Annotated in this window: 14 protein-coding genes; all 14 read left to right on the top strand. The window is 67.5% G+C overall.

Going from position 1 to position 13358, the window contains the following annotated elements; translation table 11 throughout:
• Nucleotides 1-739: beta-ketoacyl synthase N-terminal-like domain-containing protein (locus A9X04_RS20970; RefSeq protein WP_304442406.1), on the top strand; the 739-nt coding region annotated here is incomplete at its 5' end.
• 39 nt (nucleotides 740-778) lie between these two features.
• Nucleotides 779-3145, top strand: coding sequence for a beta-ketoacyl-[acyl-carrier-protein] synthase family protein (locus A9X04_RS20965; RefSeq protein ID WP_067924516.1), 2367 nt, complete (start codon nucleotides 779-781; stop codon nucleotides 3143-3145).
• On the top strand, nucleotides 3142-4308 hold the full coding sequence (locus A9X04_RS20960) for a 3-oxoacyl-ACP synthase III family protein (protein ID WP_197509263.1): 1167 nt from the start codon (nucleotides 3142-3144) through the stop codon (nucleotides 4306-4308). The genes A9X04_RS20965 and A9X04_RS20960 overlap by 4 nt, the downstream gene beginning before the upstream one ends.
• Nucleotides 4309-4352: 44 nt before the next feature.
• Complete coding sequence (locus A9X04_RS20955; protein ID WP_067924513.1) at nucleotides 4353-5561, top strand: NAD(P)/FAD-dependent oxidoreductase; 1209 nt, start codon at nucleotides 4353-4355, stop codon at nucleotides 5559-5561.
• A 41-nt stretch (nucleotides 5562-5602) separates the two neighbouring features.
• Nucleotides 5603-6475 (top strand): ester cyclase, encoded by an 873-nt coding sequence (locus A9X04_RS20950; protein ID WP_197509262.1) that lies wholly within the window; start codon nucleotides 5603-5605, stop codon nucleotides 6473-6475.
• A 70-nt stretch (nucleotides 6476-6545) separates the two neighbouring features.
• Entirely contained in the window at nucleotides 6546-7448 is a 903-nt protein-coding gene (locus tag A9X04_RS20945) for a S9 family peptidase (RefSeq protein WP_156764453.1), read from the top strand.
• 93 nt (nucleotides 7449-7541) lie between these two features.
• A complete protein-coding gene (locus A9X04_RS20940) occupies nucleotides 7542-7826 on the top strand; it encodes a chorismate mutase (RefSeq protein WP_067924507.1) in 285 nt (94 codons plus the stop codon).
• A 411-nt stretch (nucleotides 7827-8237) separates the two neighbouring features.
• Nucleotides 8238-9842 carry an AMP-binding protein gene (locus A9X04_RS20935; protein ID WP_067924504.1) on the top strand — a complete coding sequence of 535 codons (1605 nt, stop codon included), beginning with the start codon at nucleotides 8238-8240 and terminating at the stop codon, nucleotides 9840-9842.
• A 9-nt stretch (nucleotides 9843-9851) separates the two neighbouring features.
• Nucleotides 9852-11405, top strand: a complete 1554-nt coding sequence (locus A9X04_RS20930) for a phenylalanine aminomutase (D-beta-phenylalanine forming) (RefSeq protein ID WP_067924503.1) — start codon at nucleotides 9852-9854, stop codon at nucleotides 11403-11405.
• A 34-nt stretch (nucleotides 11406-11439) separates the two neighbouring features.
• The gene (locus tag A9X04_RS20925; RefSeq protein WP_142393412.1) at nucleotides 11440-11814 is read left to right on the top strand and encodes a 3-hydroxyacyl-ACP dehydratase FabZ family protein; all 375 of its coding nucleotides are present in this window, start codon (nucleotides 11440-11442) and stop codon (nucleotides 11812-11814) included.
• A gap of 47 nt (nucleotides 11815-11861) precedes the next feature.
• Entirely contained in the window at nucleotides 11862-12311 is a 450-nt protein-coding gene (locus A9X04_RS20920) for a 3-hydroxyacyl-ACP dehydratase FabZ family protein (RefSeq protein WP_156764452.1), read from the top strand.
• Entirely contained in the window at nucleotides 12308-12553 is a 246-nt protein-coding gene (locus A9X04_RS20915; RefSeq protein ID WP_067924497.1) for an acyl carrier protein, read from the top strand. Before A9X04_RS20920 ends, A9X04_RS20915 begins: the two co-directional genes overlap by 4 nt.
• A 108-nt stretch (nucleotides 12554-12661) precedes the next feature.
• Nucleotides 12662-13144, top strand: coding sequence for a DUF1772 domain-containing protein (locus tag A9X04_RS20910; RefSeq protein ID WP_142393413.1), 483 nt, complete (start codon nucleotides 12662-12664; stop codon nucleotides 13142-13144).
• A gap of 145 nt (nucleotides 13145-13289) precedes the next feature.
• Nucleotides 13290-13358: hypothetical protein (locus A9X04_RS32400; RefSeq protein ID WP_369828918.1), on the top strand; the 69-nt coding region annotated here is incomplete at its 3' end.

Here is a 13358-nt window from a genome sequence, read left to right as displayed (position 1 = left end):
CACCGCGATCGGCCGGGCCATGCGCGCTGTGCGCCGCGGGGACGCGGATGTGGCGATCGCCGGCGGCTACGACGACGCCACCAGCTGGTGGTCGATGACGCTTCTGGACAGGCTTGGCCTCCTGACCACCCGCAACGATCGGGGGCACGGGGCGTACCGGCCCTACGACCGGGGCCGCGACGGAGGGCTCCCCGGCGAGGGCGCCGCGCTGCTGGTGCTCGAGGAGAAGCAAGCGGCGCTCGACCGCGGCGCCCGGATCTATGCAGAGCTCAGCGGTTATGGCGCCGGCCATGACGCTCGTACACCACCGGCCGCAGACCCGGAGGGACGCGGTTTGGCCCGAGCGGTGCGGCGCTCGCTCGACGACGCCCGGCTGGCTGCCGACGACCTCGGCTACGTTGCCGCCGACGGCTCTGGGACCCGGCTAGGGGACGCCGGCGAGGCTGCCGCTCTGCGTGCCGCGCTGGGCCCCGCCGTCCGGTCGGTGCCGGTGAGCTGTGTCAAGCCGCAGACCGGTCATCTCGTCGGGGGCGGCGGTGCGCTCAACGCTGCCGTGGCCGCGCTGGCCCTATACCACGGGTCCGTGCCCGCGACGCTCAACCTCGATGACCCCGACCCGGCCTGCGATCTGAACCACGTCCGCGGCAGCGCCCGCGAGTCTCAGCCCTCCCATGCGATGGCTCTGGCCCGGGGCATCGAGGGCCAGGCCGTGGCGCTGACCCTGTCCAGGCACGCGTAAGCGGGCGAACGCTGCTGTTCAGAGAGGGAGCAGACGAAAGTGACTGACGTTCCTGACCAGGCTGTCAGTGTGATAATCGCGTCGGTTGGCGCGGTCACCTCGCACGGCGGTTCGGCTGCAGCCCTGTGGGACGGGGTGCGCGCGGGGCGAGTATCTATTGCGCCGGTGCGCCGCCTGCCCATGGACGACTACCAGACCGCCCTGGGTGGCGAGGTCACTGAGAGCTGCTCACCCAGTTACGACTACGCCCCGGGCTCCGACAGCCGTGATCTGTCCGTCGACTACGCCCTGACCGCCGCCGAGGAGGCCATGGCAGGCTCAGGTCTGCGGGTCGACGCGGACATCCCGGCCGAGCGGTGGGGCGTCGCGTACGGTACCTGCCACGGCGGCTGGCGCAGCGCCGAACTCGCCTTGCGCGAGCTGCGGGAAGGCAACACACCCGACTGGCACCGCTACACGTTCGTACCGCCACACGCCGGTGCGGAGGCGCTGTCGGCAGCATTCGGCCTCAAGGGGCCGGTGTTCAGCGTCAACACGGCATGTGCCTCGAGCGCGCACGCGATGGCCCACGCCCTGGACGTGATCCGAGCTGGGAGGGCCGATGCGATGCTGGTCGGCGGCGCGGATGCCTTCACCGAGTCGGCGTTCGCCGGGTTCAGCAGCCTGTGGTCGCTCTCTCCGCGGCCAGCGGCGCCCTACTCTAAGGACCGGTCCGGGCTGACCCTGGGCGAGGGCGGCGGGATGCTGGTGTTGCTCTCCCGGCGGGTCGCGGAGCGGACCGGTTCCCCGGTCATCGCGGAGGTACTGGGTTATGGCCTGTCCGCCGACGGCTATCACCCGACGGCCCCACACCCCGAGGGCGAGGGCGCAGCCCGGGCGATCCTCGCAGCGCTCGATTCTTCGGATCTGACACCCGACGACGTCCGGTACATCAACGGACACGGCACAGGGACGCCGAAGAACGACACGGCTGAGAGCAAGGCGGTGCTCGCCGCGCTTGGCGAGAGTGCCGCAAAGACCGCGCTGTCCAGTACCAAGTCGATGATCGGCCACCTGCTGGGCGCTGCGGGTGCGGTGGAGGGCATCGTCACCGTGCTGGCCCTGCGTGACCAGGTGGTGCCGCCCACAGCGTCCTTCACCGAGCCGGATCCCCAATGCGGCCTTGACCCGGTCGCGGGCACGGGTCGGCCGATGGTGTTGGACACCGCGCTGTCCAACAACTTCGGATTCGCCGGCGCCAACGCCACCATCGCTTTCGCCCGCGCCGGCGGCGCCTACGCGCCGGCGCCGGCCGAGGCCCCGGACGACGTCGTGGTGACCGGATTCGGTGCGATCACCTCGGCCGGCGAGGGTCCCGAGGCTCTTTGGGCGGCCTATGCGGCCGGGCGCCAGCAAGGTGTTTCGGAGCATGGTCTGCGGTTGGCGCGGGCCGAGTTCGACCGTTCGGCCGCCGGCTCCGCCAGGGAGCGGCGGCGAATGGACAAGGTTTCTCAGCTCGCCGTCGCCGTGTGCAGAGCCGCCCTGAGCGCGGCGGGAGCGGAAGATGACGCGGACGCAGTCGCCGCGACAGGCGTAGTGCTCGGCACGGGCATCGGGCCGATGGAGTTCAGCGAACGTTTCACCGTCCCGGTTCTGCGCGAAGGCGCCCGGGCCGCAAACCCCGCGGTGTTCCCGTTCACCGTGTTCAACGGGGCGGCCGGAATGGTCGCCATGGCCCTGGGCACCAAGGGGCCGACGTCGACGCTGACGTCGGGGCATGCAGCCGGCGCCGCGGCGTTGGGGGTCGCGTACGACATGCTGCGCGCCGGACGTGCCGAGCGGCTGTTGGTGCCCGCGGTCGAGGCGTTCTCACCCGCCGTGCTGGCCGCGTACCACGGCATCCCGTTGTTCGGTTCGGCGGCCGGGCGCCGGTACACGCTTGCCGAGGCCGGTATCGCACTAATGCTGGAGCGCCGGTCGAGCGCCGAGCGACGCGGCGCCCCGGTGCACGCCGAGGTGCTGGGGTACGAGACCGCATCAGATGCGCGTGGCATCGGCCGTTGGGACCCGAGTGGCAACGGCATGGAGAGGGCGATGCGCGGGGCACTGCGCGGCGCCGGGCTCAAGCCGAACGACGTCTCAGCCGTCTGGGCGAACGCGGCGGGCCTGGCTGCCGTCGACCGTCCTGAACAGGCCGCCGTCGAGCGCGTGTTCGGCACGGGCGGGGTGCGGTTCGAGGCTCCGAAGCGGATACTCGGCGAGCCGATCGGCGCGGGTGCCCAGCTCTCGGCGGTCCTCGCCGTCGGTACCTGGCGCGAGGGCGCGAGCCGCAGCCCTGTCCTGATCAACAGCTCATCTCTCGGCGGCACCCACACCTCGCTCGCCCTGTCCCCCGCACCCCTCCAAGGAACGGAGTCCGGCCAATGACCACCACGTACGACGTGAAGATCCTCTCCAGCGGCAGCTTTGTCCCGGGAGAACCATTGGACAATGCGACGCTCGAGAAGTATGTCGGACCGCTGCCGGACGACGTCCTCGACGGCATTCAGGTCAAGACCAGGCACTGGATGATCGACCCGGCGACCGGCGAGCACACGATCAACAACAGCCGGATGGCTGAACGTGCGTCCCGGCAGGCGCTGGAACGGGCTGGTCTGGAGCCCGACGAGGTCGACCTGATCGTGGTGTGCACGGCGACGCCGGAGTACACGCTGCCCAACGTCGCCACCACCCTGCAGCACTACCTGGGTCTGGAGAGTGTCGCCGCGATCGAGATCCGCGGGGCCTGCGCGGGCTGGGTACAGGCGCTGGACCTGGCCCGGCGGCACCTGGCCGACGGGACGGCGCGCACCGCCCTCATCGTGGGGAGCGACGTCGCCTCGCCGCTGATGGCGCCGCTTTTTCTGGGCACTGACCCGGCGCGCGTACGGATGCGGGACCGGTTGACGCTGTACACATTCGGCGACGGTGCGGCGGCCGTGGTGATGCAGGCTGAACCGGCGGAGGTATCGGCGGACGAGTTCACCTTCATCAACGCCTGCGTGGGTGGCCTGCGAAAGCCTGGCATGGAAATCGTTGGCGGCGGTACGGACGTGCCGCAGGCCGAGCAGATGCGCCGGCGCCAGCTGATCCAGATGAAGATCGATGTCCCCGGCACCTCCAAATTCGGGCCACGGGTCTTCGTCCGCGCGATTCAGGAGATGGCACGGAAGGAAGGCCGGGCGCTTGAAGAGTTCGACGCGATCGTGCTGCCGGAGGGCAACGCAGACTACTTCGCCGACGAGTACACGGTCGCCGGCCTGTCCGCCGAGGACAACCAGGCACTTACCGGGCGGATCGTGGAGAACCTCGCCGCGGTGGGGGCGACCGGCTCGGCTGCGGTGCCGCTGTCCCTGGACGCGGGTTGGACCTCGGGACGCATCCGGCCGGGAGACCGGATCGTGCTGCTTGGCATCGAGGCCAGTCGGTACGTGTACACCGGGCTTTCGGTCACCTGGCGGGCGCCCCTGCCGCCTTTGACGGCCGACAGCCAGTTTTCAGACACCCCCGACTCTTACCCGGATGGCGCGATGGCTGGGCTGAGCGGTTGACCCAACTGCCGCCGAGTCGTCCGCACTGACCCGAAGGAGAAGTCATGTCCGCAGAAACGCCCCATGCCAGACGCCGGGTTCTCATCGCCGGCGGCGGGATCGGCGGGATTGCCACCGCACTGGCCTTGCAGCAGCGGGGTATCGACTCCGTCGTCTTCGAACGCGCACCCCGACTCCGCGACGGCGGCGCCGGATTGCACATCTGGACCAACGGCATGCTGGCTCTGGCCTACCTCGGAGTCGCCGAAGAGGTAACCAAGATCGCTCCCGCGCAGTCCGTGTGCCACTTCGCGACCTCGACCGGTCGGGTCATCGGCGAGTACCCGGTGGGCCAATTCGTCGAGCGCTACGGGCAACCCACCGTCGCCATCAGCCGCTCCGACCTGCACGACATCCTGCGTAAAGCCGTGACAGCTCCCATCGTCACTGGCGCCGAAGTCACCGGGTATACCGAGCATGCCGATGGGGTGAGCGTTCACTTCGCCGACGGCACCTCCGAGGAGGGCGACATGCTGGTCGGATCCGACGGCATCCATTCCACCGTCCGCGGCCGGCTGCTGGGGCCCGAACCTCCCGACTACACCGGCTACATCGCTTGGCGTGGCCACGCCAACATGACTCCTGCGGAGTTCCCGCCCGGCACCTTCCGAGCGCTGTTCGGTCCCGGAACCCGCTTCACGTATTACGACATTGCCCCCGGCGTCGTGCACTGGATGAGCGTCGCCAACGGCCCCGCCGGCCTGCGCGACGAGGGCACGCCCGAGCAGACCCTGGACATGCTGCGCGCCAGGCACGCCGGCTGGATCGCCCCGGTTCAGCAGATTCTCGACGCCACCACTCCGGAGAGCATCCTGCGCAGCGATGTCATGGACCGCAAACCAGACTCTGTCTGGGGACGGGGGCGGGTCACCCTGCTGGGCGACTCCGCGCACCCCATCAGCTTCAACATCGGGCAGGGCGCCTGCCTGGCAATCGAAGACGCCCTGGTCCTGGCCGATCATCTCGCCACGCCCGGTGCCACCATCACCCAGGCGCTGCGCGCCTACGAGGCCGAGCGGCAGCAGCGAACCCGGCCGATGCAGTTGTTGGCGCACCGGATCGGCGTGATCGGCGCCCTGCAGAACCCGGCCGCCATCTGGTTGCGCGACCGGATTCTCAAACTCGTCTGGAATCGCACCTTCCACACCGCGGAACACGAACACGTCGCGTACGGCATGCGGTGGGCCCCCAGGAGCACCGCCAGCGCGACATGAGCGTGTTCGGAACCGCCGAGACCGATGAGAGGACTGCTGTCTTGACCACTGCGACCAGGATCCCGCCAGCGTGGGAAAGCGCTGAGGAACGCAACAAGGCGACCATCCGGCGGGTCTTCGCCGAGTTCGTCAACCAGGGCGACTTCTCGCTGGTCGACGAGCTCTACCGGCCGGACGTCGTCGACCACGCCGGCCTGCCCGGCGCGCCCGAGGGCGCCGAGGGCGTGAAATACACCATCGCCGGACTGCGTGAGGCGTTCCCCGACTTCCACGTCACCATCGAGGACATCAGCGCACACGACGACATGGTCGTCATCCACAACACCTGGCGCGGCACTCACCAGGGCGATCTGCTGGGGGTGGCGCCCACCGGCCGTGCGTTCCTTTCCGTCGGCATCGTCATTTGGCGGTTCGACGAGGAGGGCAGGGTCGCCGAGCGATGGGAGCATGGTGTGGCATCCAACATGTTCGCCGCGCTCGGCCTGCGGATGCTGGCCCCCCGCAAGGGCGGCCGGAGCACCGTGGAGGGCGTCCGGTCCGTGGTGCGCACGGTGCCGTTGAACAACGAGAAGGCCAGCGCCTGGCACCTGCTCATCGCCGAGTTGCAGGGGCCGCGCCGACGCGACTACGAGGCCTCCCGGCGGAGGCTGGGCATCACCCACGAGGTGCTCCGCATCGACCCTCGGCCCGATCGGGACTACGCGATCGTGCACTTCGAGACCGTGGCACCGGAGCGGACCAGGAAGCGCTGGACTGAGTCACAGCACCCCTTCGACCAGTGGCTGCGTGAACAGATCCTCGACATCCACGGCGAGGATCCGTGGGCGGCCCCCGTCACATCCGCCGAGTCGGCCGGTCTCACCTGGACAGCGCCACCACGACTCACCCCTAACCGCCCCGATGGCTCCCCTTAGCGACTCCGGCGGCACCGGTCGGTCTGCAACCGACAAGGACACCATGAGCGTGCCCGGGACGGACCGAAATATGCCGTCGCAGACCCAGTCGGCCGGGGTCCGCACGATCCTCCTTGAGGCTGCGGGCCTGACCCTGTCCGGCCTGTTGGCCGAGCCGCCCGACAGGCAGCCACGGGCGACCGTCCTCGCGGTGCACGGTGGCGGCATGCGCGCGGGCTACTTCGACGGGCAGGCCCAGCCTGACTTATCTCTGCTCACGCTGGGCGCACACCTCGGCTTCACGGTCCTGGCGCTCGACCGGCCCGGGTATGGCCGCTCCGCGGCGCAGGTACCCGACGGTATGACCCTCGACGAGCAGGCCGCCGTCCTGCCCGGGGCTCTCGACGCGTTCGCCGAACGGCACGCCGTCGGGAAGGGCTTCCTGTTGCTGGCCCATTCCTACGGCGGCAAACTCGCCCTTGCGACCGCCGCGCGCACCCCCGGACTGCTCGCGCTGGATGCCTCCGGTATCGGCCACCGATACAACTTCGATTCGGCCGACCGGACACTGCTCCGCCGCCGCATGGAATGGGAACGCAACTGGGGACCGCTGGGTCTCTACCCCCCAGGCACTTTCCGCGCGGCCGAGGCGCTGGTCGCCCCCGTGCCCGCCCGCGAGGCCGCCGAGGTGTACCTGTGGCCGGCGAGGTTCGAGGAACTGGCGCCGCGGATCGAAATCCCGCTGCGGCTGACGTTTGCCGAGCACGAGGCCTGGTGGCTTCACGACGAGCCGGACATCGCGGACTTGTGCTCCCGGCTGACCAAGGCACCCGTCGTCCGGGTGGAACGCCAACCCGACGCGGGCCACAACATCAGCCTCGGCCGGGTCGCCCGCTGCTACCACCTGCGCGCGTTTGCCTTCTTTGAAGAGTGCCTGCAAGCCACCCCGAAGACCCCGGCTCGGCCAACGCGCACCCCCGGGGAAGCGACATGACCAGGCCCTCCGAACCGATTCCGCCGCTACCTCACCACCAAGCTGCGGCGCTTTGACGAGCACTTCACCACTTAGCCCTCAAGGAGATGAACGATGAGCGTGAACAGAGAGACGACCGGCGCGCGCACCGACGATGCGGCGGTCCTGATCGGTGGTACCCGCGAGCGGATCGATGCGCTGGACGAGCGGATCATCGCTTTGGTGCTTGAGCGCATGTTCGTCTCGGACAAAATCCAGCAGGCTCGGATCACCTCGGGCGGCTGCCGGGTGCATCTCTCGCGCGAGATGCAGGTCCTCAGACGGTATCGCGAGTCGCTTGGCAAACCCGGCACGGCCTTCGCCATGGCCCTGCTCGATCTCTGCCGGGGCCAGTTCTGAGCATGCGCGGTTGTGTCGTTCACGACCGCGCGTCTGAGCAACAGCAAATTTCAAGAGGACGATTCGCCGACCGTTGACACGGGATCGTGTCCTGGGAGCGGGCTGTCGATCGCGCGCCCGCAAAGCATTCTGAGGCTGGCTGACCCGTCTGCCCGAGTTCGACACCTCTCTCACGTCATCGATGTTCGGCAACGACGTCGCCGCGTGTTGGGGCGCACGTGGGCAAATGATGGTGGCCAAATTACGACCGTGCAGCCGCCCGTATAGCGCGTCACCCTGGCAATCCATCCCGCATCAAGATGCGCTCCAGTTCGGCGCCCGTCCCGGTGTCGAACGATTAATCGGAAGAGCCCGATGCGGCAACAGAAGAAGGCCGCTCGACTCAACCGCTCAAGTGAGAACGGGGACGCTATGGAACGTGCGCATCCTTCGGCCGACAACCTGTATCGGCTGCTCATGGCGCCTGCGGACGGCACCCCGGACAAACCTGCAGTGGTCGAGGCAGACGAGAACGGAACTCTGGAAGAGATCTCCTACCGGCGCCTCGACGGCCAAATCCGGGAGTACGCAGCGGTCTTGGACAGCCTCGGGCTTGATGTCGGTGACCGCGTAGCAGTCGAGGCGGACACTTCGGCAGCCTCGGTGGCCATCCTGCTGGCGTGCTCGATGCTCGGTTTGGCGTTTGTGCCGGTGAGCCCGCAGACGCCGGACACCCGCCTGCGGGCGATCCTGCAGTCGGTCGAACCGGAACTGCACGCACGGGCGGACGGCATCAAGCACAGGGAACTGCCAGAGGCAAGCGGCAGTGCGCAGTTCGGCTCGAACGGCCTGGTGATCGAGCGCGCGCCGGCGAGCAAGGCGCGCCGGCGCCGGAACGTGGTCGCCACCGATACCGCGTACATCATCTTCACCTCCGGTTCGACCGGTTGTCCCAAAGGCGTGGTGATGAGCCACCGGGCAATTGTGACGTTCCTCCGCGCGATGCTGGACGACGGATTGGCCGGACCCGACGACAGGGTTGCCAGCACATCACCGCTCCAATTCGACTTCGCGCTGTTCGGGATCGGCGTGGCCCTGAGCAGCGGTGCCACACTCGTGCCCGTTCGGCGGGAGCACCTCAGCTCACCTCGGCGCATGGTCGCTGTCCTGCGAAACGCCGAGGTCACCCAGGTTCACGGCGTTCCGTCACTATGGCGACCCGTCCTGCGCCACGATCCAGATTTGCTCAAGGAATTGGAGGGGCTGCGCTCAGTCGTATTCGCTGGCGAGGAGTTCCCGATCCCTGAGATTCGCCAGCTGCAGGCGGTGCTTCCCGGCGTCAGCCTCATCAACGGCTACGGAGCGACAGAGTCGATGGCCGCCTCGTTCACCCATGTTCCGCATCCGCTGCCGACCGAGCAGGACCGACTGTCGATCGGACACGCCCACGCAGGGGCCGAGATGACCCTGGTGGACGATCACGGACAGGTGGTCACCCGGCCCGGCCTGATCGGGGAGATCTACCTGCGTAGCCCGGCGCTGTTCACCGGCTACTGGAACGACCCCGAGGCCACAGCCGCAGTGCTGGTGTCCGACCCGGTCGAGCCGCGGCATGGGCAGACAGTGCTTCGCACGGGCGATCTGGCCCGCCTGGGTTCAGCGGGCGAGCTCTACTTCGTGGGCCGATCCGACTACCAGGTACAGGTCCGCGGAAATCGGGTGGAGCTGGGCGAGGTGGAGAGCGTCCTCACTCGCTTTCCCGCCGTGACGGCGGCCGCGGCGACCCTGGTAGCGCGGTCGGGGGACCACATTCTGATGGCGGCCGTCGTCCTCGACCGCCCGGAATCGGAACTCGACGAAGTCGCTGCACTCGCGTTCTGTGCGCGGGAGCTGCCCACCTACATGGTGCCTCGGTCGATTTACACCTTGCCGGAGCTTCCCTTGACCGAAAACGGGAAGGTCGATCGCGCGTTGCTCAGGCAACGGCTGGCCGCTCCCGAAAGCACGTCCGAATTACAACCCGCTACGAACGCTTAGGAGCTACACGTGGTCTTCACCCTGTCCCTAGATCGGCGGGTTCGGCTGACCGAGATCGAGTCGACCGCGGTCTCAGCCGTTCCTGTGGCCATCGACGACGCCGTTTGCGCACGGGTGGAAACTTCCCGCCAAACGCTGGAGAAGTTCGTCGCGGAGGGGCGCGTCATTTATGGCGTCAACACCAGTATGGGCGGGTTCGTCAATTGGCTGGTTCCGGTATCCATGGCACGCCAACTGCAGGAGAACCTGCTCAATGCAGTGGCGACCAACGTTGGCAAACATCTCGACGACGCCATGGTCCGCGCGATCATGTTGTCCCGCATTGTGTCGCTTGCCCGTGGTAACTCGGCCATTTCCTTGGCCAACCTGGAAAAGCTCATTGCGGTACTGAACTCGGGTGTCGTGCCGTGCGTGCCCGAGAAGGGATCGCTCGGCACCAGCGGCGACCTCGGGCCGTTGGCCGCGATCGCACTGGTCTGCATAGGCCAGTGGAAAGCGAGGCTGGATGGCGAAGTCCTACCGGGCGCCGAGGCGCTGCAACGAGTCGGCATCGTGCCGATGGAACTCAGTTTCAAAGAGGGACTGGCGCTGATCAACGGCACCTCCGGCATGGTGGGGCTGGGCAGCATGAGCGTTGCCCGGGCCCGGCGTCTGCTGCAGTCATATCTGCTCGTGTCGGCCCTATCCGTGGAAGCCCTCGTCGGCAAGACCAAGCCATTCCATCCGCAGGTTCACAAGCTCAAGCCGCACAAGGGACAGCAGGAGGTCGCCAGGTTCCTGTGGGACACGTTGGGCGACTCCGGCCTCGCGGTCGACGAGCTCGACACGGAGCACCTTCTCTCGGCTGAGATGGGGGACACCGCAAAGGCGGGATCGCAGTCGATCGAAGACGCGTACTCAGTTCGGTGCACACCGCAGATACTGGGGCCGGTGATGGATAGCGTCGCCACGATCGCGCGGGTCGTCGAGGACGAGCTCAACTCCTCCAACGACAATCCGCTGATCGACCCGGATGAGGCCGAGGTGTTCCACAACGGGCACTTCCACGGGCAATACGTGTCGATGGCAATGGACCACCTGGTCATCGCGATGACCACGCTGATCAACCTGTCCAACCGAAGGATCGACCGATATCTCGACGCCGGCAACAGCAACGGGCTTCCGGGCTTTCTGTGCCGGGAAAACCCCGGCCTGCGGTTGGGGCTGATGGGCGGGCAGTTCATGACCGCCTCACTGACCGCAGAAACCCGGGCGAAGGCAATGCCCATATCCATTCAGTCGTTGACCTCGACCGGAGACTTCCAGGACATCGTTTCCTTCGGCTTCGTCGCGGCCAGGCGCGCCAACGAAGTGCTGGAAAATGTCGCGCACGTGGTCGCTTTCGAACTGCTGTGCGCCTGCCAGGCCGTTGACATCCGAGGCGCCGAGGGCCTGTCGACCGCGACCCGGCGGCTCTACGAACAGACGCGTCAGGTGGTCCCATATCTCGACCGGGACATAACAATCACAGACTACGTAGAAGAGCTCGCGCAGCGCCTCGTCGCTCATCCGGGCATGGGCTGAGGCTGTCGTGCGCGCCTCGACTCGGACAGCGACGGTGTTTGACGCGCTCGACCGCCCACCGCAGACCGAGCACACCCCAGAGGGCACTCGGGTATCCGTGCGGTTGGCCGTAGAACGGGCAGCCGCGCAGATGGCCGGCCACTATCCTGACTTCCCGATCCTGCCGGGGGTTCTCCTGATCGAATGTGTCCGTCAGGCGGCCAGTTCAGCCCGCGGCGCCGAACTTCGGCTGTGCAGCATCGGCCGCGCTCGCTTCGTCCGACCCCTGCTTCCGGGCGACGAACTGGAACTCTCCCTGCTGCTGACTCCTCAGGCGATCGGGCGGGTCGGGGTGGTCGCTCGCGGCGTGCGTGCCGACGGTCAGACGGCAGCGGAGGTGCACCTCACGCTCGAACCGGCGGGGGTCTGATGTTTGACCACAGCCAGGTGCGCGGTCTACTCCGGCAGCGCCCCCCGATGCTTCTGCTCGATACCGTGCGGGAGTTTTCGCCGCCCAATTCGCTCGTCGCCACCAAGGCTGTCACGGGCGGGGAAGACTGCTACCGGGACATGGAAGACGGAACCGGAATCGAGGGATTCCGGTATCCGTCTGCGCTCGTCCTCGAGTCGTTCGGCCAGGCTGCCTCGCTCCTGTGGTCGCTCGCCGAGCTCGGCCCGCCGGACGAGCTCCCGCTGATGGTCGGCGTCCGCGACCTTGCCTTCGCCGCATCAGCCATTCCCGGGGAAGTGCTGGAACACCACGTAGAGCTCCAACATCGTTCCGGGGCGCTCGGTGAGTTCAGCGGTGAGACGCGAGCAGGCGGCCGAACCATTCTCACCGTGGGCTCATTCCTGGTCGTCTCCCGCCCGGCCGCGAGCTTGCTGTCCTCCAGTCCGGTGCCGCCGCAATCGAAGGATGTCAGATGAACGATACGGACAACGCACTCGCAAGGATCCGCGAGATCGTGGCAGAGGTCCTGGCGATGAATCCGGCCGGGATCGACGACACCGCCGACTTCGTTGAGCGTTACCACGCGGACTCACTCAATCTGATGGAGATCACGGCAAAAGTGGAGAAGGAGTATCAGGTGACTCTGCCGCAGAGTGAGCTGCAGCAGGCGTACACCGTCACCGCCTTGTGCGAGGTGGTTGCCCGGCAAAGGACCTGAGCGACTGATCGGGGCGATCTGAAGGTGGGCCTGCTGCACCGGGCCGATGGGGAAGCCAGTGGCCCCAACCATCCCGGGAGTGCGGCCCTGAAATCAAGGAGAGTGTTCATGGAGATTGCTACCACTGTCACGGTTCTCGTTGGGCTGCTCGGTGCAGGTGTGACGTATGGCACCGACACATTCGCAGCGGTCGTGTGGGATTCCGCGCTCAAACGCCTCACGAAGGCCGAGCTGACCAGAGTTGTCGGCTTCGTCCACTACTACGGTGATAGGCGCCTGCCCATCCCGGGAGCCATCGGCGCTGTGGCCATTGTGTCTTCGGCGATCCTCGCGTTCGTCGGGCACGATCCGGCCGCAGGAGGACTTCGTGCTGCGGCCGCTGTGCTCACGTTGGTCTGGCTGGCGATCTACTTCATCGTGGCTAAGCCGATCAACGCTAGATTCACCGAAGCGGCGTTGCAGGGTAATGAACTCGATGACGGCCCGTCGCTGGAAGCCGCCTGGAACCGCGTGATCATTCCGCGCGTGCTCTTACTGGCCGGCGTCATCGTGCTGCTTGGCCTTAGCCTGTACCACCACCATTCAGGTTGAAATCCCCACACCGCCAATGAGATACGCCTTGCTAGCGATGCCCGCGCCGGGCGGCCTGGGAGCCGGTCCGGGTGGGGCCGATGCACGGTCGCGAGCCGCGATCGACCATCCCGGGGGCACCGTCGGCGCAGAAGGGAATGGACCGATGAACTGGACCGTCGACATTCCGATCGACCAGCTGCCGTCGCTGCCGCCGTTGCCTGTTGACTTGCGG

The sequence above is a fragment of the Mycobacterium sp. E3247 genome, from assembly GCF_001667785.1.
Taxonomy (GTDB): domain Bacteria; phylum Actinomycetota; class Actinomycetes; order Mycobacteriales; family Mycobacteriaceae; genus Mycobacterium.
The sequence above is the reverse complement of the archived record's forward strand: the minus strand, read 5'-3'. Positions and strand labels throughout refer to the sequence as shown.

Coding starts and splice junctions, on each gene's coding strand:
- A9X04_RS20960 (WP_197509263.1), top strand. CDS start 3,142: ATGACCACCACGTACGACGTGAAGATCCTCTCCAGCGGCAGCTTTGTC.
- A9X04_RS20955 (WP_067924513.1), top strand. CDS start 4,353: ATGTCCGCAGAAACGCCCCATGCCAGACGCCGGGTTCTCATCGCCGGC.
- A9X04_RS20945 (WP_156764453.1), top strand. CDS start 6,546: ATGCCGTCGCAGACCCAGTCGGCCGGGGTCCGCACGATCCTCCTTGAG.
- A9X04_RS20940 (WP_067924507.1), top strand. CDS start 7,542: ATGAGCGTGAACAGAGAGACGACCGGCGCGCGCACCGACGATGCGGCG.
- A9X04_RS20935 (WP_067924504.1), top strand. CDS start 8,238: ATGGAACGTGCGCATCCTTCGGCCGACAACCTGTATCGGCTGCTCATG.
- A9X04_RS20920 (WP_156764452.1), top strand. CDS start 11,862: ATGCTTCTGCTCGATACCGTGCGGGAGTTTTCGCCGCCCAATTCGCTC.
- A9X04_RS20915 (WP_067924497.1), top strand. CDS start 12,308: ATGAACGATACGGACAACGCACTCGCAAGGATCCGCGAGATCGTGGCA.
- A9X04_RS20910 (WP_142393413.1), top strand. CDS start 12,662: ATGGAGATTGCTACCACTGTCACGGTTCTCGTTGGGCTGCTCGGTGCA.